This window comes from Micrococcus sp. 63XJN7_6_ISO-PGPR-S23-444 (genome assembly GCF_058072765.1).
The window spans coordinates 196,138-215,134 of sequence record NZ_CM176516.1; the positions used below are offsets into that span (position 1 = coordinate 196,138).

Annotated in this window: 19 protein-coding genes; 10 read left to right on the forward strand and 9 right to left on the reverse strand. The window is 74.0% G+C overall.

What is annotated here, in order from left to right; genetic code table 11:
• Positions 1-14 precede the first annotated feature (14 nt).
• Positions 15-1,304: a M20 metallopeptidase family protein gene (locus AC3RJ9_RS00925; RefSeq protein ID WP_095353583.1), complete on the forward strand. Its 1,290-nt coding sequence runs from the start codon at positions 15-17 to the stop codon at positions 1,302-1,304.
• Here the strand turns inward: AC3RJ9_RS00925 and acs are convergent.
• Positions 1,253-3,457: an acetate--CoA ligase gene (acs, locus tag AC3RJ9_RS00930; RefSeq protein ID WP_095353582.1), complete on the reverse strand. Its 2,205-nt coding sequence runs from the start codon at positions 3,455-3,457 to the stop codon at positions 1,253-1,255. The genes AC3RJ9_RS00925 and acs overlap by 52 nt on opposite strands.
• A gap of 211 nt (positions 3,458-3,668) precedes the next feature.
• Between acs and AC3RJ9_RS00935 the strand changes: the two genes are divergently transcribed.
• The gene (locus AC3RJ9_RS00935) at positions 3,669-4,925 is read left to right on the forward strand and encodes an acyl-CoA dehydrogenase family protein (protein WP_060973607.1); all 1,257 of its coding nucleotides are present in this window, start codon (positions 3,669-3,671) and stop codon (positions 4,923-4,925) included.
• 31 nt (positions 4,926-4,956) lie between these two features.
• Here AC3RJ9_RS00935 and AC3RJ9_RS00940 read toward each other — a convergent pair whose 3' ends face one another.
• The 3 genes from AC3RJ9_RS00940 to AC3RJ9_RS00950 are packed head-to-tail and all read right to left on the reverse strand — an operon-like array spanning position 4,957 to position 7,684.
• On the reverse strand, positions 4,957-5,823 hold the full coding sequence (locus tag AC3RJ9_RS00940; protein ID WP_060973608.1) for an ABC transporter permease: 867 nt from the start codon (positions 5,821-5,823) through the stop codon (positions 4,957-4,959).
• Positions 5,820-6,839, reverse strand: a complete 1,020-nt coding sequence (locus tag AC3RJ9_RS00945; protein ID WP_060973609.1) for an aliphatic sulfonate ABC transporter substrate-binding protein — start codon at positions 6,837-6,839, stop codon at positions 5,820-5,822. The genes AC3RJ9_RS00940 and AC3RJ9_RS00945 overlap by 4 nt, the downstream gene beginning before the upstream one ends.
• Positions 6,836-7,684, reverse strand: a complete 849-nt coding sequence (locus tag AC3RJ9_RS00950; RefSeq protein WP_049147882.1) for an ABC transporter ATP-binding protein — start codon at positions 7,682-7,684, stop codon at positions 6,836-6,838. The genes AC3RJ9_RS00945 and AC3RJ9_RS00950 overlap by 4 nt, the downstream gene beginning before the upstream one ends.
• A gap of 468 nt (positions 7,685-8,152) precedes the next feature.
• On the opposite strand from AC3RJ9_RS00950, the gene AC3RJ9_RS00955 reads away from it, so the two are divergent.
• Genes AC3RJ9_RS00955 through AC3RJ9_RS00965 form a run of 3 tightly spaced genes read left to right on the forward strand, consistent with a single transcriptional unit; the run spans position 8,153 to position 11,086 of the window.
• Positions 8,153-9,574, forward strand: a complete 1,422-nt coding sequence (locus AC3RJ9_RS00955; RefSeq protein ID WP_020621436.1) for an LLM class flavin-dependent oxidoreductase — start codon at positions 8,153-8,155, stop codon at positions 9,572-9,574.
• A gap of 58 nt (positions 9,575-9,632) precedes the next feature.
• Complete coding sequence (locus AC3RJ9_RS00960; RefSeq protein ID WP_225348884.1) at positions 9,633-10,343, forward strand: Tat (twin-arginine translocation) pathway signal sequence; 711 nt, start codon at positions 9,633-9,635, stop codon at positions 10,341-10,343.
• A complete protein-coding gene (locus tag AC3RJ9_RS00965; RefSeq protein ID WP_060973610.1) occupies positions 10,340-11,086 on the forward strand; it encodes a hypothetical protein in 747 nt (248 codons plus the stop codon). The genes AC3RJ9_RS00960 and AC3RJ9_RS00965 overlap by 4 nt, the downstream gene beginning before the upstream one ends.
• A gap of 63 nt (positions 11,087-11,149) precedes the next feature.
• Here the strand turns inward: AC3RJ9_RS00965 and AC3RJ9_RS00970 are convergent, their stop codons facing one another.
• Positions 11,150-11,530 (reverse strand): YtxH domain-containing protein, encoded by a 381-nt coding sequence (locus AC3RJ9_RS00970; RefSeq protein WP_044658681.1) that lies wholly within the window; start codon positions 11,528-11,530, stop codon positions 11,150-11,152.
• 106 nt (positions 11,531-11,636) lie between these two features.
• Complete coding sequence (locus tag AC3RJ9_RS00975) at positions 11,637-12,113, reverse strand: P-type ATPase actuator domain-containing protein (protein WP_233569921.1); 477 nt, start codon at positions 12,111-12,113, stop codon at positions 11,637-11,639.
• Positions 12,114-12,304: 191 nt separating this feature from the next.
• Between AC3RJ9_RS00975 and AC3RJ9_RS00980 the strand changes: the two genes are divergently transcribed.
• From AC3RJ9_RS00980 to AC3RJ9_RS01000, 5 genes are all read left to right on the forward strand, one after another.
• Positions 12,305-13,123 carry a DUF4397 domain-containing protein gene (locus AC3RJ9_RS00980; RefSeq protein ID WP_049148008.1) on the forward strand — a complete coding sequence of 273 codons (819 nt, stop codon included), beginning with the start codon at positions 12,305-12,307 and terminating at the stop codon, positions 13,121-13,123.
• Positions 13,124-13,430: 307 nt separating this feature from the next.
• Positions 13,431-13,865 carry a class F sortase gene (locus tag AC3RJ9_RS00985; RefSeq protein ID WP_158604212.1) on the forward strand — a complete coding sequence of 145 codons (435 nt, stop codon included), beginning with the start codon at positions 13,431-13,433 and terminating at the stop codon, positions 13,863-13,865.
• A gap of 76 nt (positions 13,866-13,941) precedes the next feature.
• Positions 13,942-14,067, forward strand: coding sequence for a hypothetical protein (locus tag AC3RJ9_RS00990; protein ID WP_255419541.1), 126 nt, complete (start codon positions 13,942-13,944; stop codon positions 14,065-14,067).
• Between the two features lie 24 nt (positions 14,068-14,091).
• Complete coding sequence (locus AC3RJ9_RS00995; protein WP_225348885.1) at positions 14,092-14,490, forward strand: RNA polymerase sigma factor; 399 nt, start codon at positions 14,092-14,094, stop codon at positions 14,488-14,490.
• Entirely contained in the window at positions 14,477-15,388 is a 912-nt protein-coding gene (locus AC3RJ9_RS01000; protein ID WP_123244062.1) for an anti-sigma factor domain-containing protein, read from the forward strand. Before AC3RJ9_RS00995 ends, AC3RJ9_RS01000 begins: the two co-directional genes overlap by 14 nt.
• A gap of 91 nt (positions 15,389-15,479) precedes the next feature.
• Here AC3RJ9_RS01000 and purL read toward each other — a convergent pair whose 3' ends face one another.
• From purL to purS, 3 genes are read right to left on the reverse strand one after another with little or no spacing between them, the layout of a single operon-like run.
• Positions 15,480-17,786 (reverse strand): phosphoribosylformylglycinamidine synthase subunit PurL, encoded by a 2,307-nt coding sequence (gene purL / locus AC3RJ9_RS01005; protein ID WP_123244063.1) that lies wholly within the window; start codon positions 17,784-17,786, stop codon positions 15,480-15,482.
• Entirely contained in the window at positions 17,783-18,577 is a 795-nt protein-coding gene (gene purQ / locus AC3RJ9_RS01010; protein WP_002856628.1) for a phosphoribosylformylglycinamidine synthase subunit PurQ, read from the reverse strand. The genes purL and purQ overlap by 4 nt, the downstream gene beginning before the upstream one ends.
• Complete coding sequence (gene purS / locus AC3RJ9_RS01015; RefSeq protein ID WP_002856633.1) at positions 18,574-18,840, reverse strand: phosphoribosylformylglycinamidine synthase subunit PurS; 267 nt, start codon at positions 18,838-18,840, stop codon at positions 18,574-18,576. Before purS ends, purQ begins: the two co-directional genes overlap by 4 nt.
• Between the last annotated feature and the right edge of the window lie 157 nt (positions 18,841-18,997).

Here is an 18,997-nt window from a genome sequence, read left to right on the forward strand (position 1 = left end):
GGCATGATGTCCTCATGGACCGCGCCGCCCCCACCCCGCCCGTGAACGCCCTCGCCCCGGACCTGCCGGAGGACATCGCCCGGGAGGCGATCGCCTTCCGCCGCCTCCTCCACGGGCATCCGGAGCTGGACCTGCACCTGCCCCGCACCCAGGCCGCCGTCCTCGAGCGGCTCGAGGCCCTGCGTGCTGAGGCGGGGGAGGATGCCGCCACCGGCCGCCCCGCGCTGGAGACGGGCGTGGGCCGGGCGCTGAGTTCCGTCGTCGTGGTGCTGCGCGGCGGGGCCCCGCTGCCGGAGGGGGCCCGGCGGCCGGTCGTGCTGCTGCGGGGGGACATGGACGCCCTGCCCGTCACGGAGGAGACCGGGCTGGAGTACGCCCCCGCCGTGCCGGGCACCATGCACGCCTGCGGCCACGACCTGCACACCGCCGGCCTCTACGGCGCGCTGGCCTGGCTGGTGCGCCGTCGCGGGGAGCTCACCGCCGACGTGGTGGCCATGTTCCAGCCCGGGGAGGAGACCGGCGGCGGGGCCCTGCACATGATCCAGGAGGGGCTGCTGGAGGCGGCCGGGCGACCGGTGGACGCCGCCTACGCGATCCATGTCTCCTCGGGCACGTACCCGCGCGGCGTCCTGCTCAGCCGCCCGGGGGCGATCCAGGCCGGCTGCGACGACCTGGTGGTGACGGTGCACGGCCGGGGCGGGCACGGCTCCGTGCCGCACCTGGCCCAGGATCCCGTGCCCGTGGCCGCCGAGATGGTGCTGGCATTGCAGTCCGTGGTCACCCGGCAGTTCGACGCCTTCGACCCGGTGGTCGCGACCGTCGGACGCCTGAGCGCGGGCACGGCGGCCAACATCATCCCGGACAGCGCCACCCTCGCCCTCACCCTGCGGACCTTCTCCGCGCCCGCCCGCGCCCGGCTGCTCTCGGCCGTGGAGCGCATGGTGCACGGGATCGCCGCGGCGCACGGCATGAGCGCACAGGTCCGGACGGACTGCGCGTTCCCGGTGACGGCCAACGACCCGGACGCGGTGGCCTTCGCCCGCGCGGCCGTGGAGGACCTGTACGGGGTCGAGGCGTACCGGGAGCTGCCCGCCCCCGAACCCGGCAGCGAGGACTTCTCCGAGGTCCTCCAGCGGGTGCCCGGCGCCTACGTCCTGCTCGGGGCGGTCCCGGAGGGGGTGGACCCGGACGAGGCCCCGGTCAACCACTCCCCGCAGGCCGTGTTCGACGACGCCGTGGTGCCGCGGGCCGCTCAGGTGCTGGCCGAGCTGGCACTGCGGACGCCGCCGGCGCCGGCGTCCTGAGCGCGACGGCCGGCCCGGAGCACCTCGGCGATCTGTGCGACGCACGGCTCGTTCTGGAGGCTCGTGGTGTCCCCGAGCGCGGTGCCCTGGTGCAGCTGCGTCAGCAGCCGCCGCATGATCTTGCCTGAGCGGGTCTTGGGCACGTCGGGGACGAAGACCACCTCGGCGGGCTTGGCCACGGGCCCGATCACCCGTCCCACGTGCCGCCGCAGCTCCTCGGCGCGGTCGGCGGCGGAGGCGCCGGGGCCGTCGTCGCCGGCCAGCCAGCCCTCGTGCGCCACCACGAAGGCGACGGCGGCGTGCCCGGTGGTCTCGTGCGGCACGGGGCACACCCCCGCCTCGATCACCTCCGGGTGCGCCACGAGGGCGGACTCGATCTCGATGGTGCTCAGCCGGTGCCCGGAGATGTTGATGACGTCGTCCACGCGCCCGAGGATCCAGACGTCGCCGTCCTCGTCCCGCTTGGCGCCGTCACCGGCGAGGAACCAGCCCGCCTCGCCCTGGTCCGCGTAGTCCTCCCAGTACGAGTGGAAGTAGCGGGCCGGGTTCCGCCACACGGTCCGCGCCATCGACGGCGAGGTGCGGGTGACCACGATCCGGCCCTGCAGGCCCTCGGGCGTGGGGGCGCCGTCGTCGTCGACCACGGCCACGTCCACCCCCGGCAGGGGCCGGGAGCCGCAGCCCGGCTTGAAGGCCGTGTCCGTGGGGCGCGGGGAGAGCACGGTGGCGCCCGTCTCGGACTGCCACCACGTGTCCACCATCGGCAGGTCCGGGGTGTCCCGGCCGATCTGGGTCCGCGCCCATGTCCAGGCCTCCGGGTTCACGGACTCGCCCACGGTGCCGATCAGGCGGATCGAGGACAGGTCCGGGCCGCCGTCCGCGTGCGCCGGGATCCCCTCCGGATGCCAGCCCTTGAGCGAGCGGATCAGGGTGGGCGCCGTGTAGTAGCTCGTCACCCGGTAGCGCTCGATCACCTCGAAGTGCCGGCCCGGGTGCGGGGCGTTCGGCACGCCCTCGTAGATCACCTGCGTGACCCCGTTCGAGAGCGGACCGTAGATCTCGTAGGTGTGCGCGGTGACCCAGGCCAGGTCCGCGGTGCACCAGTGGACGTCGTCGTCGCGCCGTGCCGGGTCCGGGTGGGAGAACAGGAAGTCGTGCGTCCACGAGGCCGCGGCGAGGTACCCGCCGGAGGTGTGCACGAGCCCCTTGGGCTGTCCCGTGGTGCCGGAGGTGTACATGATGAACAGCGGGTGCTCCGCGTCGAAGGCGCGCGGGGTGTGGGTGTCCGGCTGGCGGTCCACGACGTCGTGCCACCACAGGTCCCGGCCCTCGGTCCACGGGATGTCCCGGTGGCCCGTGCGGTCCAGGACGAGGACGTGCTCGATCGCGTTGTCCCCGGACACGGCCTCGTCCGCGTTGGCCTTCACGGGGACGGCGGCGCCGCGGCGGAACTGGCCGTCGGTGGTGACGAGCAGCTTGGCGCCCGTGTCCTCGACGCGGAACCGCAGCGCCTCCGCCGAGAACCCACCGAACACGAGCGAGTGCACGGCGCCGATCCGCGCGCACGCCAGCGTGATGACGATCGTCTCGACGAGCACGGGCAGGTACACGACGACGCGGTCGCCCGCCTCGATGCCCAGCTCCTCGAGGGCGTTCGCGGCCTGGGCGACCTCGCGCTGCAGCTGTGCGTAGGTGACGGCGCGGCGGTCGCCGGGCTCGCCCTCGAAGTACAGGGCGACCTTCTCCCCGCGCCCCGCCGCCACGTGCCGGTCCACGCAGTTCACGGCCACGTTCAGGGTGCCGTCCTCGTACCAGCGGATCTCCGGGCCGCGCTCGGCGGCCGGGTCCGGGGCGGTGAGGGAGCGCGTCCGGGTGAAGGGCCGCTCCCAGCTCAGACGTCGGCCGGCCGCCTCCCAGAACGCGAGCCGGTCCGCCTCGGCCACCGGACGGCCGTCGCCGCGCCCGCCGTGCAGCCGGTCCGCCGGGCGGCCGGGGTGGACGTCCGGGTCGGCGGCGCCGACGAGCGCCTGCGGGAGGGGGCCGGGCAGCGTCGCGAGGGCCGCGGCGGGCACGCCGTCGTTCGGTCCGCGGACGGCCCCGGAGGCGCCCTCCTCGGCCGGGTCGGTGCGGGCGGGGTCCTCGGTGGGCGTCATGGGCGGCGGTTCCTCCTGGTCGGCGGGTCCGACCAGGCTAGGGACGCCGACGACGGCGCCGCGCCCGCCGTCGTCATCGGTGGTCATGCTCGGCCCGCCGGGCCCCCGCGGGCGTCCGGCGCGGGCCAGGGCGACGGCGGCCGGTGTGGATCCCGTCCCACGGCCGGGGCGCCCCGGCCGCCGGGCCGCCCGCGCGTGTCAGAGTAGGTCCATGACCACCTACGCCACCCTCGCCGCCCGGTACGCCGACGCCTTCGACTCCGTCGCCCACGGCGAGCGGGCCCGCGAGGCGGGCCGGCACCTGCCGTTCGCCGCCCTCGGGGAGCTGCAGGCCGCCGGGTTCGGCAAGGTCGGCGTCCCCGTGGACGCGGGCGGCGAGGGCGGCGGCAGCGAGACCGTGCTGCGCCTGCTCATGGACCTGGCCGCCCGGGATGTGAACACCGCGCACGTCTGGCGCTCCCACCTCGTGTTCATCGCCACGGCCATGGACCAGGCGCCCGCCCGCCGGGACCGGTGGCTGCGGCACATCGTTGCGGGGGACTGGGCCGGCTCCGCCCTGGCCGAACGCGCCGGCGGGGCCGCGCCGGGCCGCGCCGCCACCCTGGCCAGCCGGGACGAGGGCGGCACCTGGGTCGTGCGGGGGCAGAAGTACTACGCAACCGGCTCGGCCTTCGCGACGTGGACCGCCGCGACCGTGGGCATCGAGGGGGCGGACCTCGTCTCCCGCCGGAATTCCAAGCGGGCCGGGGGCGCGGTCCGCGAGCCGGACCGGGCCGTCGCCATCGTGCGCGTGCGTCAGCCGCGCGTGGGCATCAAGGACGACTGGGACGGCTTCGGTCAGCGCCTGACCGCCACCGGGTCCGTGGTGCTCGATGACGCCGCGGCCGAGGAGCTGCTCGAGGTGCCGCGGCAGGACGGGCCCGTGCCCGTGCTCATGGAGGCGACCCTGCTGGCGCTGCAGGCCGGGATCGGCCGTGCGGCGCTCACGGAGGGCACGCAGCTGCTGCGGAAGCGGCGCCGCACCTTCAACACCGGCACGGCCGCGCTGCCCAAGGACGACCCCCAGCTCCTCGAGATCATGGGGCAGCTGGCCGGGCGGCAGGCCGCGGCCGAGCTGATGGTGCGCGAGATCGGGCGGCTGCTCGACGAGGGGCAGGACGGCGCCGACGGGGCCGGCCCGGCTCAGGCCGACGTCGCGGCGGCGTCCGCCGAGGCGATGGCGGCCGCGTACCGGGCCCAGGCCGTGGTGCCGGAGGCCGTCCTCGAGGTGTGCACCCGCATCTTCGACACGCTCGGCGCGTCGGCGACGTCGGCCACGCTGCGGCTCGACCGGCACTGGCGCAACGCCCGCACCCTCGCCACCCACGACCCGGCGGCGTTCAAGGTGCGCATGGCCGGCGACTGGCTCGTGAACGGCACCCCGCCGACCGCCTACACGTCGGCCGGCGAGGCCCCCGAGGGGGACTGACCCGACGACCGGGCGGCCGGACGTGCCGGGCTCAGGCCCAGCGGCGCAGGGCCCGGCGCTCCAACAGGCCGAGCAGCCAGTCGGTGAGCTTGCCGAGCACGGCGAGCAGGATGATCGCCAGGATCAGGCGGTCCGTGCGTCCGTTGTTCTGCGAGTCGGTGAGCAGGAAGCCCAGGCCCATCGAGGACGCGATCAGCTCCGCGGCCACCAGGAACAGCCAGGCCTGGGCCAGGGCCAGCCGCAGGCCGGAGAACACGGCCGGCACCACGGCGGGCAGCTGCACCGTCCGCAGCAGGGACAGCCCGTGGTAGCCGAAGGCCCGACCGGCCTCCACCAGGTGCGGGTCCACGTGGCGCAGGGCGGCGTAGACGGTGGTGAACACCGGGAAGAACGCGCCGATCGCGATGAGGGTGACCTTGGACTCCTCGCCGATCTGCATCCAGAGGATCAGCAGCGGCACCCAGGCCAGCGAGGGCACCGCGCGCAGCGCCCCGATCAGCGGGGCGAACAGCGCGTCCGCCCACCGGGACAGCCCGAGCGCGGACCCCACGGCCAGCCCGAGTGCGGCGCCGAGCAGGAAGCCCAGCAGCACGCGCTGGGTGGAGATCCCCACGTGCAGCCACAGGTCGCCCCGCTCCAGCAGGTTGACGCCGGCGCTCAGCACCGCGCCGGGGGAGGGCAGCTGCACCGCGGAGAGCAGCCCGGCGGCCGTCACCGCCCACCACAGCAGCAGGAGGACAGCGGGCGCGGCCAGGCCCACCACTGCCCGCGCGCCGGGCCGGTCCAGCACCCGGGGCCGCTGCCGTCGGCGCGCCCCTGTGTCGCCGTCGTCGTGACCCGACCGCTCGCGCGCCTCGGGGCCCGTCGTCGCGGCGGGGGTGGTCAGGGCGGTGCTCATCGGATGGCCTCCTCGGCGAAACGGGTGTCCAGGATGCTCGCCAGCGCGGCGTCCACCTGGTGCTGGTAGTCGACGGACCCGGTGTCGACCAGGATCCGTCCGACCCCCGTCAGGGCGTCGAGCAGCTCCTGGCCCGGCACGAGGCTGACGTCCGCGTTGGTGCGTTCGAGGATCACGGTGCGGGCGACGTCGGGAGAGATCTTCGCGGCCTCGGCCAGGATCCCGACGGTCTCGTCCGGGTGCTCGAGCGCCCAGGCGCGGGCGCGTTCGTACGTGTCCAGGACGGTCTGGGCCGTCTCCGGGTCCTCCTCGAGGAAGGACTCCGTGGCGTTGAGGACGGAGAACGTGTTCAGGGCGAGGTCCCGGTACAGGAAGCGGGCGCCCTCGGCCTCGGCCTTGGCCATGATCGGGTCGAGCCCGGACCACGCGGCCACCGATCCGCCGGCGAGGGCGGCGCGGCCGTCGGCGTGCTGCAGGTTCTGGATCTCGACGTCGGCCGGGTCCACCCCGGCGGCCTCGAGCGCCTGCACGGCGAAGAAGTACGGGTCCGTCCCGCGCGTGGCGGCCACCGTGCGGCCCGCGAGCTGGGCGACGTCCGTGATGTCCGAGCCGGGCGGGACCATGAGCGCGGACCACTCCGGTCGCGAGGCGATGCCCACGATGCGCGTGGGCGCTCCGTTGGCCCGGTTCAGCAGCGCGGCGGAGCCGGCCGTCGACCCGATGTCCACGGAGTTCGAGCGCAGGAGTTCGTTGGCCTTGTTGGAACCGGCGGAGAACACCCAGTTCACCCGGACGCCGCGGGGCGCGAGCGTCTCCTCCAGCCATCCCTGGTGGCGGATCACGAGGGAGAGCGGGTTGTAGGTGGCGTAGTCGATGCTCAGCGTGTCCCGGTCATTCACCGGGCCGGCCCCCGCCTCACCTTGCAGGACGCATCCGCTCAGGCCCAGGGGCAGGGACGCGGCCAGCAGGCCGAGCGCCGTGCGACGGGTCAGGCGTGCGGAGCCGGCGCCGCTCATCGGGCGTGGCTCTCGACGCCGAGGCCCTCGAGGAGCTCGGCGCGCAGCCGGGCCAGGCGGACGTCCGCGCGGTCGCGGGGACGGGCCCCCGGCACGTCCACGATCCGCCCCACGGTCGCTCCGGGGCGGGCCGCGCCGTCGGGCGCGGGGACGTCACGGGCGAGCAGCAGCACGCGGTCGGCGAGCTGCAGGGCCTCCTCCACGTCATGGGTGATGAGCAGGACGGTGGTGCCGGTGGCGGCGTGCACGTCCAGCAGCAGGTCCTGCATCTTCAGGCGGGTCAGGGCGTCGAGGGCGCCGAAGGGCTCGTCGAGCAGCAGCACGCCGGGGCGGCGCGCCAGGGCACGGGCGAGCGAGGCCCGCTGGGCCATCCCGCCGGAGACCTCCCGGGGGCGGTGCTCCGCGAAGGGCGCGAGGCCCACGAGCTCGAGCAGCTCCTGCACGCGGGCCCGGCCCGCGGCGCGGTCCAGCCCCCGGGGCAGGCCGAGTTCCACGTTGCGGCGCAGGGTGCGCCAGGGCAGCAGGCGCGGCTCCTGGAAGCCGACGGCGGTGCGCTCGTCGTAGGGGCGCACGGGCGAGCCGTCGATCAGCAGCTCTCCGTCGAAGTCCGGGTCCAGGCCGGCCACGGCGCGCAGCAGCGTGGACTTGCCGCAGCCGGAGGCGCCGATCACGGCGAGCACCTCGCCGGGCGCCACGGTCAGGTCCACGTCGCGCAGGACGACGCGTGGTCCGTCCGCGGTGGGGAACGTGCGCCCGACGCCGCGGAAGACGACGTCGAGGCTGTGACGGTCCTCGTCCCGGGCCGGGGTGGAGGCGGTGGCACGGGAAGGCGCGTGCACGCTCATGGAGGGCTCCCATCGTCGCTTCGTCGTCGGTGTCGGACGGATACGGATGCCAGTAGACCACCGCGGGCCCGGTCGGCCGCGCGTGCGCCCGGCCGCCGGCGCCGGAGGGTCACACGGGCGTCACACCGGGGGCGCCGCCGGTCCTGGCCCGGCCGGCCGTCACGGCCCGAGCCCAGCGCCGAGCCAGACGTTTCGGTCGTCTCCGCAGGGTGGAGGCAGCAGATTTCTCTGGCTCAGCGCTGGGGTGCCACTGGGCCGCAACAGGGCCGCCGCCCGCGGACGTGTCCTCCGTCATGGTCGGGGCATGTCACGAACCGGGCGCCGGACGCGTGGCCGGGCCCGGCGGGGCCGTCATGAACCCCTGGGCCGGACCGACTTCCACCGCCGGCCGCGTCGGCGTTGCATGATGCGGAACCGTCGCCCGCCCGGCCGCGCCCCTGCGACCGGGCGGCCCTGGAAAGGAGACCCATGAGCACCGCCGAGAACGCCGGGGCCGGAGCACCCACCCGCCCGGACGAGCACCGCGCGATCCTCTTCAACGCATTCGACATGAACTGCGTCGCCCACCAGTCCCCGGGTCTCTGGCGTCACCCCGACGACCACGCCCGCGACTACAACACCCTGGGCTACTGGACGCACCTGGCGCAGACGCTGGAGAAGGGTCTGTTCGACGGCCTGTTCATCGCCGACGTCCTCGGCCCGTACTCCGTGTACGGCGGCACCTCCGAGGCCGCCATCAGGACCGGCGCGCAGACCCCCGTGAACGACCCGTTCCTGCTCGTCTCCGCGATGGCCGCGGTCACCGAGCACCTCGGCTTCGGCGTCACCGCCGGCACCGCCTACGAGCACCCCTACCCGTTCGCCCGCCGCCTCGCCACGCTCGACCACCTCACGGGCGGCCGCGTGGGCTGGAACGTGGTCACCGGTTACCTGCCCTCCGCCGCCCAGAACATGGGCCAGGACGACCAGATGGAGCACGACGAGCGCTACGAGCACGCCGACGAGTACCTCGACGTCGTCTACAAGCTCCTCGAGGGCTCGTGGGAGGACGACGCCGTCGTCTACGACAAGGAGTCCGGCGTGTTCGCGGACCCGGCCAAGGTCCACGACATCGCCCACGAGGGCCGGTACTTCACCGTGCCCGGCCACGCCGTCACCGAGCCGTCCGTGCAGCGCACCCCCGTGATCTACCAGGCCGGCGCCTCGACGCGCGGCCGCGCCTTCGCCGGCAAGCACGCCGAGGCCGTGTTCATCAACTCCCCCACGAAGGAGCTGGCGGCCGCCACCGTGAAGAAGATCCGCCAGGCCCTGGTGGACGCCGGCCGTGACCCGTACGACGTGAAGATCTTCGCGATGCAGACGATCGTCACCGGGGCCACCGACGAGGACGCGCGGGCCAAGTACGACGACCTGGCGCAGTACGTGGACCCGCTGGGCGGCCTCGTGCTCATGTCCGGCTGGATGGGCATCGACCTGTCCCAGTACGACCTGGACGAGCCGATCGGGGACGTGAAGTCGAACGCCATCCAGTCCGCCGTGGAGACCTTCCAGAAGGCCTCCGGCACGGATGAGGAGTGGACCGTGCGCAAGCTCGCCGAATGGGTGGGCATCGGCGGCTTCGGCCCCGTGATCGTGGGCGGCGGCGAGTCCGCGGCCCGTCAGCTCGTCGAGTGGGCCGACGAGACCGACGTGGACGGCTTCAACCTCGCCTACCACATCACCCCGGGCGCCTTCGAGGACGTCGTGGAGTTCGTGGTGCCGGCGCTGCAGAAGCTCGGCCGCTACAAGACCGCGTACACGGACGGCACGCTGCGCCACAAGCTCTTCGGCCGCGGCGACCACCTGCCGCAGAACCACCACGGCGCATCCTTCGCCCTGCGCCGCCGGTAGGGTGACGCCAATGGCCGCGGCGCCCTGCCTCGGCCGGCAGCAGCCCCAGGAGGAGAACATGCAGCGCAGACGTGCCGTCCGCGCGGCCGGGCTCGGCGTCGTGGGCGCCCTGGCCTTGGCCGGGTGCGCATCCGAGCCGCAGTCGGCGGGGGAGGCCTGGCATCAGGCCCGCACCCAGTTGGACGAGGCCGAGACCGTCCGACTCGAGACCGCCTACACCACCGGCCGTCAGGGCCCGCACTCGGTCCGCTGGGACATCGCCGGCCGGCTCGACGGCGGCGACGCCGAGTCGAAGGGCGTCATGCAGGTCGGCCGGGACTCACACATCACCATGGAGTCCCGCCAGGTCGGCGAGGATGTGTTCGTCCGGGTCGACGTGGACGGCTCCGACGTCCCGGACGACGTCCAGGTGATGTACTCCGACCCGCAGTGGCGCCGTGTCCCGGCCGGTGAGGGGCAGGAGCCGCCCCTGAAGGCCCTCCTCGACCAGGTGGGCTTCCCCGCGGCGGACGCCCTCGACGGCGCCGAGGTGCGCGCCGAGGAGGTCGACTGGGACGACGGCACGGCCTACCGCTACGCCGTGCCCGAGGAGGTCGCCGACGCCGCAATGGTCGAGGGCGACGCCACCCGGGTGCACTCCTTCACGGTGGACGACGACGGCGAGCTGGTCGCGCTCACCGTCGACGACGGCCGGGCCACCCAGCAGTACGCCCTGAGCGACTGGAACCAGATCGAGCCGGCCGAGGCGCCGGAGGAGGTGGCCGAGTGAGGCAGCGCCAGACCCAGACCCGCCGCACCCGCCGCGGCCTGTCCCTCGCCGCCCTCGGGGCGGCCGCCCTGCTGCTGACCGGCTGCGCCTCGGGCGACGACGCCCCCGGCGCCTGGGACCGCGCCCGCACCCAGCTCGAGGAGGCCGACTCCGTCCGCATGGTCACCGAGCTGCGGTCCGAGGCCCCGAGCAACGGCCGCGCGGTCCCGGACGCGGTGGACATCTCCGGTCCCGTGGACGGCTCGTCCATGCGGTACGTGTCCGTGTACAAGGACGACGGTCTGATCACCCGGGACGAGTCCCGGATCGTGGACGGCACCGCGTACTCCCGGTTCACGGTGGAGCGCGTCGGCGCGAGCGGTGAGGACCATCCCGCCTATGCGGAGCGCTGGACCGCCACCCCGTACGAGGGCGATCCCAGCGCCACCGGCATGGGCGCGATGGTGAGCTCCCTGCTGGGCTCCCTGCCGGAGTCGGGCGGCCTGGACGACGTCGAGGCGGACGCGGACGGCATCCGCCGCAGCGGTCAGGATGCGATCCGCTACGTGCTGGACGAGCCCGTCTCGGGCCCGCAGGAGGGCGTGGAGCTGACCGCGTTCACGGTGTCCAAGGAGGACGGCCGCCTGCTCACCGTGGAGACCGAGTCCGCCGGCACGAAGGCCGTGGTGACCCTCTCCGAGATGGGCGGGGTGGATCCGGTGCAGGCCCCGCCGGCCGACGAGGTCCTGAAGCAGGACGGCTGACCCGGCCCACGGCGGCGGCGGCCCGCCTCCCCTCGGGGAGGCGGGCCGCCGTGTCTGCGCGGGTCAGCGCGTCAGCGGACCCTCGTCACCCAGCGGGGTGGACGGGTCCGAGATGGTGTCCGGCTCGGCACCGTGGCGGGCCGCCGAGGTGATGTTGTCGTTGTTGGACTCGGTCACGCGATCTTCGCGGACGTCGTTCTTCTTGTCGTTGCCCTGCATGGCATCCTCCACCTTCGTCGTGGCCTTCTGCACCGGATCGGACTTCTTCACCTCAGCGAACTTCTGCTGGGCGGTCTCCTGGACCTGGCCGACCTTCTCCTGGGTCTTGGGGTCGTTCCAGAGCTTCTGGGCGTTCTGGGTCATCTTCTCGAGGTTCTTGCGGCCCTCGGCGGAGCCGAGCAGGTAGCCGAGTGCGGCGCCGAGGCCCAGGGTGATGAGGCGCATGGGTGGTCTCCTTCATGTGTCGGGACCGCGCCGACCCTCTTGGACGGGCCGGGCGGCGCGCTGGCGCGCTGTCCTGGGATCACTCTGGTCATCGGAGCCCGCCGCGTCAACGACTGAGGCGCACGGCCACGACGATGGCGAGCACCACTCCCGTGCCCGCGACGACGGCCGAGCCCGAGAGCACGGCGTCTCCCGCGTGCGTCGGGACGGGGTCGTTCTCGCCGGTGAGGAGGGCCTCTTCCCGGTCGAGCCCCTCGGCGGTGAGGGCCTCGCCGTCGACCGGCACCTGGTCGCCGCCGCGCAGCACCACGACGTCGTCCTGCACGATGTCGGCCCCGCGCACCGGGACGCGATCGCCGTCGCGGGGCACGATCGCGTCGTCCTGGTGAAGGAGGGCGATGCAGTCCAGTGTGCGCTTGGCCGAGTACCCCTGGACGACGCCGATGACGACGTTGGCCACCGCCGCGAGGCTGCGCACGGTGTCCCGCGGCTGGACGCTCGTCAGGCCGGCGGCCGTCCGCTCGGCGACCTCGACGGCGCCCAGGCCGCGGGGCGGGGAGGCTCGCGGGAGGGGTGTGTACACGATGAATCCACGGGGCGGACCTTCTTCAATTCCGACGAGCCCCCGAAACACGACGAGCCCCACTGCGCAGGGCGCGTGATCGGAGGGGGAGGAAAATCCTCTGCAACGGATCGGTCGCGGCGTCGGTAGTCCTGGTGTGAGCGCATTCGGCGCCTCGCCCCGCAGGACCCTCGACGAACAGGAACGACACCATGCGCAAGTCTCTCCCGGCCGCCGTCACCACCGCCCTCGGCATCGCCGTCCTCGCCCCCCTGTCCGCCGCCGCCATGGACGCCCCGTCCGGCGCCGAGCTCTCCGTGCTGCACGCCGTGCCCGCGACCCCCGTGGACGTCTACGTCAACGGTGCCCTCACCCTGGACGACTTCGAGCCCGGCGACCTCGCCGGTCCCCTGGAGCTCGCCGCCGGCGACTACGAGGTCGCCATCACCGCCGCGGACGCCATGGATGACTCCGCCCCGATCCTCGGTCCCGTCACCCTCACCCTCGCCGACGGCGGCGACTACACCGCCGCCGCCCACCTCGACGCCGCCGGCACGCCCACGGTGACCGCGTTCGAGAACGACACGAGCGCCGTCGCCGCCGGCGAGGGCCGCCTCACCGTGCGTCACATCGCCGCCGCCCCGGCCGTGGACGTCTGGGCCGGCGAGGACGTCGTCGTGCCCGGCCTGGAGAACCCGGACGAGGCCTCCCTCGAGGTGCCCGCCGGCACCGTCTCCGCCGCCGTGTCCGTGGCCGGCACCACCGACCCCGTGATCGGCCCCGCCGACGTCGAGGTCAAGGACGGCGTCACCACGATCGCCTACGCCTGGGGCTCCGCCGCCGACGGCACCCTCGCGCTGGCCACCCAGGAGGTCGCCGCCGACCACAGCGCGCCGGGCTCCGTCCCCGCGGGCATCGACGTCGCCCCCGCCCAGGACTCCACCGGGATGCTGGCCGCCGTCGGCGCCGGTGCGGCCGCCCTGGTCGCCGGCGCCGTCCTCATGGCCCGCCGCCGGGCGGCCCGTGCGTGATGAGTCCTGCGGGCGGGGTCCGTCCCGCCCGGAGATGGGGACCGTCGGCCGTGTGCCGGCGGTCCTCGCCCTCGCCGCCGTCGTCCTCACCGGCTGCGCGCCGTCGGCGGCGGTCTCCTCCCTCCCGTCCGAGCAGGGGCGGGGCTCCGTCGTCGCGATGACGCCGGGCCCCGCGGCGGGGACGGGAACCCCACCGGCCGCAACCCCCTCCGCGGCTCCGGCCGCCCCCGGGCGGACGCCGCCGTCGGGGATCGCCGTCCGGCGCGCCACCCAGAGCCCATCGGACGACGCCAGGATCCCCGTGCGCGTGGACTATCCGGCCATCGGGGCCACGCTGAGCGTGGTCTCGGTCGGGGTCACGGAAGACGGGGCGATGGAGCTGCCCGACGACAGCTCCGTCGGCGGCTGGTACCGCCACGGCTCGGCCCCCGGGGATCCTGAGGGGACGGCGGTGATCGCCTCCCATTCGGGTTCACCGCGCAATCCCGTGGGGGCCCTCTACGGGCTGCGGCAGGCCGCGGTCGGCGACGAGGTCACCGTCACGGATGCGGCGGGGACCGCCCGGCGCTATCGGGTGGCCTCCACCCAGAGTCTGGGGAAGGGCGAGCTGGACCTGTCCCCGTACTTCCGCCGGGACGGCGCCGCCGAGCTCGTCCTCATCACCTGCGGCGGCGAATGGCTGCCGGACGAGCGGGACTACACGGAGAACATCGTGACCATCGCCACTCCCGTCGAGGGCTGACCGGTAGCCTGTCGGAAGGTCTGGCCTGAATCGGGCCGCGCCGCGCCGACGCAGCACACCGCGGGAGAGGAGTCCCATGTTTGAGGACGACGGGCTCGACCGCCGCTTCGCCGCGGGGGAGGCCGTCGCCGTGCGCGAGGCGTACGAGCGCCACGGTCGCCTGGTCTTCTCCCTGTGTCTCGCCGCGCTGCGCAGCCGGTAGGACGCCGAGGACGCCGCCCAGCAGGTGTTCACGCGGGCGTGGCGCTCGCGGGACACCTACGATCCCGCCCGGCCGCTCGGCGGGTGGCTGACGGGCATCACCCGTCGCGTCATCGCCGACATGTTCGCCGGCCGTGCTCGTGAGGCGCGGAAGATGGAGGCGGAGGTCGTCCACCTCCCCCGCGCCGAGGGCGCGGAGGACGCGGTCAGCGACACCGTGGTGGCCGCCGTCGTCGTGCATGACGCCCTCGCTCTGTTGGGTCCGCCCCAGGACGAGGTGCTGCGCCTCGCCTTCCTGGAGGACCTGGCGCACCAGCAGATCGCCGAGCGCCTCGACATGCCGCTCGGCACTGTCCGTTCCCACATCCACCGCGGCCTGGCCGCACTGAGAAGCCGTCTGGAGGCCGCCGATGCCCGAGCGTGAGCATCCCCGCGGCCGACAGCCCGCGGAGGAGATCTCCGACCTCGCCGTCCGGCTGCACGAGCGCGTGCGCGGCGACGGCGGCCCGCTCGCCGTGCCCGCCGACGTCGCGGCGTCGCTCCATCCGGAGGACGCGGCCGAGCTGGAGGCCATCCTGCGTGTGCTGGCCGCCCTCGACGGCCCCGCCCCGGACCTGGCCGACCCACCGCCGCACCTGTGGGGGCGGATCGCCGCTGAGCTGGGACCCGAGACGGAGGCCGTGGCTCACGACGGGCTATTGCAGGGGGAGGCCACGGGCGAGGATGTCGCGCCCGACGGCGTCGCGACCGTCCGTCCGATCGGCTCGGGTCCGTCCGCCGCCCGCGGCCGCTGGTGGCCGGTCGCCGCGGCGGCGGCCGCCGGGCTCGTCATCGGCGGCGGGGCCGTGGGTGTCGCCCTGGGCGGCGGCCCCTGGCAGGGCGGGGTCCCGGAGGCCGGGAAGCCCGCGACGACGTCGCCCGCGCCGCCGACGCGCGGGACGGACGCTCCCGGCCAGGGGGATGAGCCGGGCGGCGGCGACGACCTCATCGGCACCGCCGTCATGGCGTCCGTGACCACCGACGGATCGCCGGCCCGCGCGGAGATGACGCGTGCCGCCGACGGGGAGATGCACCTGGCCGTGCATGTGCCCCAGGTGCCCGCCCCCGAGGACGGCTACCTGGAGGTCTGGATCCGCGACGATGCCGCCAGCCGCATGATCTCGCTGGGCACGGTGACCCGCCAGGACACGACGCTGACCGTCCCGGAGGGCGTCGACCTGGCGTCCTACCCCGTGCTGGACGTCTCGCATGAGCACTTCGACGGCGACCCGTCCCATTCGACGCTCTCCCTGTGGGTCGGTGAGATGCACCGGACCACCTGACGAGCCCTGAAATACGACGAGCCCTGCGCAGTGGGGCCTATCGGTACTGGATAGGCACCACTGCGCAGGGCTCGTCGCTTCTGTCCCAGGCTCAGCCGAAGTGCTTCGGCAGGGTGGCCTCCCAGGCCTCGCGCAACTCCGCGATCGGCAGGGTGAAGGCGTCCTGGACCTCGAGGGCCGCGGAGTCGGCGTCCACCACGCCGATGCGCACGGCCGCGTAGCCGCGGGCCGTGGTCATGTCCGTGAACCGGACCTCCTCGGTGCGGGGCACGGCCACGACGGCGCGCGCCTGCGTCTCGGAGAACAGTGCGGTGAACAGGTCCACGCCGTCGCGGCGCAGCACCTCGTCCAGCACCACGCGGGCGCCCACGCCGAAGCGCAGCACCATCTCGGACAGGGTGGCCGCGAGGCCGCCGCCGGAGAGGTCGTGGGCGGCGTCGATCATGCCGTCCCGGGACATGTTGACCAGCAGCTCGCCGAGCAGGCGCTCCTTCTTCAGGTCGACCTTCGGGGGCAGGCCGCCGAGGTGGCCGCGCAGGCGCGCGAACTCGGAGCCGTCCAGCTCGTCCGCGGTCTCGCCGAGCAGGTAGATCGCCTGGCCGTCGGCGTCCGGGGCGAAGCCGGACGGGGTGCGGCGCAGGACGTCGTCGAGCTGGCCGAGCACCGCCACCGTGGGGGTGGGGTGGATCGGGGTGCTGCCCGTCTGGTTGTACAGGGACACGTTGCCGCCGGTCACCGGGATGCCGAGGGTCTGGCAGCCGTCCGCCAGGCCGCGCACGGCCTCCGCGAACTGCCACATCACGTCCGGGTCCTCGGGGGAGCCGAAGTTCAGGCAGTCGGAGACGGCCAGGGGCACGGCCCCGGCGGTGGTGACGTTGCGGTACGCCTCGGCCAGGGAGGCCTGCGCGCCCGTGTACGGGTCCAGGTAGGTGAACCGGTCGTTGCAGTCCGTGGCCAGGGCCACGCCCATGCCGGTCTCCTCGTCCACGCGCACCACGCCCGCGTCGTCCGGGGCCGCCAGGGCGGTGTTGCCGCGGACGTAGCGGTCGTACTGGCGGGTGATCCAGGAGGTGTCCGCCAGGTTCGGAGAGCTCATCAGCTCCACGACGGCGGCGCGCAGCTCCTCGCCCGTGGCGGGCAGGTCCTGACCGGCCTCGGAGGAGCGGAACGTGTCCGCCTGGAGCTCGTCCTGCCAGGCCGGACGCGCGTACGGGCGCTCGTAGACCGGGCCGTCGTGGGCCACGGTGCGCGGGTCCACGTCGACGATGACCTCGCCGTCCCAGGTGATGATCAGGCGGCCGTCGCCGGTGACCTCGCCCAGCCAGGAGTACTCGACGTCCCACTTGGCCATGACGGCCTCGAACGCGGCGACGTTCTCCGGCGTCACCACGGCCATCATGCGCTCCTGCGACTCGGACATGAGGATCTCGCCCGGGGTCAGCGTGGAGTCGCGCAGCAGCACGTCCGTCAGCTCCACGCTCATGCCGCCCTCGCCGTTGGAGGCGAGCTCGGAGGTGGCGCAGGAGATGCCGGCGGCGCCGAGGTCCTGGATGCCCTCCACGAGGGAGTCGCGGAACAGCTCGAGGCAACACTCGATGAGCACCTTCTCGGAGAAGGGGTCGCCGACCTGCACCGAGGGGCGCTTGGCGGGCTTGCCGTCGCCGTCGAAGGACTCGGAGGCCAGCACGGAGGCGCCGCCGATGCCGTCACCGCCGGTGCGGGCACCGAACAGGACCACCTTGTTGCCCACGCCGGAGGCGTTGGCCAGGCGCAGGTCCTCGTGCTTGAGCACGCCCACGGCGAGGGCGTTGACGAGCGGGTTGCCCTGGTAGACCGGGTCGAAGCGGGTCTCGCCGCCGATGTTCGGCAGGCCCAGGGAGTTGCCGTAGCCGCCGATGCCGGCCACCACGCCGTGGAACACGCGGGCGGTGTCCGGGTGGTCGATCGCGCCGAAGCGCAGCGGGTCCATCACGGCCACCGGGCGGGCGCCCATGGAGATGATGTCGCGCACGATGCCGCCGATGCCCGTGGCCGCGCCCTGGTAGGGCTCCACGTAGGAGGGCGAGTTGTGGGACTCGACCTTGAACGTCACGGCCCAGCCGTCACCGAGGTCGGTCACACCGGCGTTCTCGCCGATGCCCACCATCATGTGCTGCTTCATCTCGTCGGTGAGCTTCTCGCCGAACTGGCGCAGGTGCACCTTCGAGGACTTGTACGAGCAGTGCTCGGACCACATGACCGAGTACATGGCCAGCTCGGCCGCGGTGGGGCGGCGGCCGAGGATCTTCTTGATCTCGGCGTACTCGTTCTCCTTCAGGCCCAGCTCGGCCCAGGGCTGCTCGACGTCCGGCGTCGCCTGCGCGTCCGCGACCGTCTCGATGTTGAACTGCTGGCTCATGCATGGCCTCCACGGCTGGCGAGGGTGGTCAGGACGGAGGTGAAGAAGCCGAGGCCGTCCACGCCGGAGCGGGGGCCGGCGGCGGTGTCCGGGCCGAAGCCCGTCTCCACGGCGTGCTCCGGGTGCGGCATCAGGCCGACGACGTTGCCGGCCGGGTTCGCGATGCCCGCGATGTCCCGGCGCGAGCCGTTCGGGTTCCAGCCCCGGTAGCGGAACACCACGCGGCCCTCGGCCTCGAGGGCGTCGAGGGTCTTCTCATCCGCCACGTACTGGCCGTCCTGGTTCTTCAGGGGCACGGTGATGGTCTGGCCCTCCTCGAAGTCGCGGGTCCACACAGTGTCCGTGCCCTCCACGACCAGCTCCTGGTCGCGGCAGATGAAGTGCAGGTGGTCGTTCTTGATCATCGAGCCCGGCAGCAGGTGCGACTCCGTGAGGATCTGGAAGCCGTTGCAGATGCCGAGCACCGGCAGGCCGTCCGCGTCGCCCTCGGGGCCGCCGGCCGCCGTCGCCACCGCGTCCATCATGGGGGCGAAGCGCGCGATCGCGCCGGCGCGCAGGTAGTCGCCGTAGGAGAAGCCGCCCGGGATCACGACGGCGTCCACCCCGGCGAGCGTCCGCTGCGGGTCCGCGTCGGCGTGCCACAGGGAGACGGGCTCGGCGCCGGCGAGGCGGACGGCGCGCAGCGCGTCCACGTCGTCCAGGGTGCCGGGGAAGGTGATGACGCCGATGCGCGCGCCGCTGAGCGGCGTCGCCGGCGTCGAGTAGTCGCCGATGAGGGGGAGCTCGGTCATCGGGCGCCCTCGGCCTCGTCCAGGACGGCCACGTTCACGACGTCCTCGATGACGGGGTTGGACAGCATCTCCTCGGCGGCCGTGCGGGCCTGGGCGAGGATCTCGTCGGTGACCTCGCCCTCCACGGTGAGCTCGAACCGCTTGCCCTGGCGGACCTGGCTGAACTCGGTGAAGCCGAGGCGGGGCAGGGCCCCGTTGATCGCCTTGCCCTGCGGATCGAGGATCTCGGGCTTGGGCATGACGTCGACGACGATGATGGGCATGAACACGCTCCTGGGTGCGGGACGATGCCGCGGAGCAGGACGGTGTGATGCCGTCTCACGCCCGGCCCGGGGCGCTCCGCGTGCTTGCCCGCCCAGTCTACTCGGCCGCCCGGACGCGGAATCGGGGGTGTGACGGGGGCGGCACGCGGCAGCCGGC

What these genes read in the sequence shown, in the direction of transcription:
- AC3RJ9_RS00925 (WP_095353583.1), top strand. Translation starts at nt 15, where the DNA reads ATGGACCGCGCCGCCCCCACCCCGCCCGTGAACGCCCTCGCCCCGGAC.
- acs (WP_095353582.1), bottom strand. Translation starts at nt 3,457, where the DNA reads ATGACGCCCACCGAGGACCCCGCCCGCACCGACCCGGCCGAGGAGGGC.
- AC3RJ9_RS00935 (WP_060973607.1), top strand. Translation starts at nt 3,669, where the DNA reads ATGACCACCTACGCCACCCTCGCCGCCCGGTACGCCGACGCCTTCGAC.
- AC3RJ9_RS00940 (WP_060973608.1), bottom strand. Translation starts at nt 5,823, where the DNA reads ATGAGCACCGCCCTGACCACCCCCGCCGCGACGACGGGCCCCGAGGCG.
- AC3RJ9_RS00945 (WP_060973609.1), bottom strand. Translation starts at nt 6,839, where the DNA reads ATGAGCGGCGCCGGCTCCGCACGCCTGACCCGTCGCACGGCGCTCGGC.
- AC3RJ9_RS00950 (WP_049147882.1), bottom strand. Translation starts at nt 7,684, where the DNA reads ATGAGCGTGCACGCGCCTTCCCGTGCCACCGCCTCCACCCCGGCCCGG.
- AC3RJ9_RS00955 (WP_020621436.1), top strand. Translation starts at nt 8,153, where the DNA reads ATGAGCACCGCCGAGAACGCCGGGGCCGGAGCACCCACCCGCCCGGAC.
- AC3RJ9_RS00960 (WP_225348884.1), top strand. Translation starts at nt 9,633, where the DNA reads ATGCAGCGCAGACGTGCCGTCCGCGCGGCCGGGCTCGGCGTCGTGGGC.
- AC3RJ9_RS00970 (WP_044658681.1), bottom strand. Translation starts at nt 11,530, where the DNA reads ATGCGCCTCATCACCCTGGGCCTCGGCGCCGCACTCGGCTACCTGCTC.
- AC3RJ9_RS00980 (WP_049148008.1), top strand. Translation starts at nt 12,305, where the DNA reads ATGCGCAAGTCTCTCCCGGCCGCCGTCACCACCGCCCTCGGCATCGCC.
- AC3RJ9_RS00990 (WP_255419541.1), top strand. Translation starts at nt 13,942, where the DNA reads ATGTTTGAGGACGACGGGCTCGACCGCCGCTTCGCCGCGGGGGAGGCC.
- AC3RJ9_RS01000 (WP_123244062.1), top strand. Translation starts at nt 14,477, where the DNA reads ATGCCCGAGCGTGAGCATCCCCGCGGCCGACAGCCCGCGGAGGAGATC.
- purL (WP_123244063.1), bottom strand. Translation starts at nt 17,786, where the DNA reads ATGAGCCAGCAGTTCAACATCGAGACGGTCGCGGACGCGCAGGCGACG.
- purQ (WP_002856628.1), bottom strand. Translation starts at nt 18,577, where the DNA reads ATGACCGAGCTCCCCCTCATCGGCGACTACTCGACGCCGGCGACGCCG.
- purS (WP_002856633.1), bottom strand. Translation starts at nt 18,840, where the DNA reads ATGCCCATCATCGTCGTCGACGTCATGCCCAAGCCCGAGATCCTCGAT.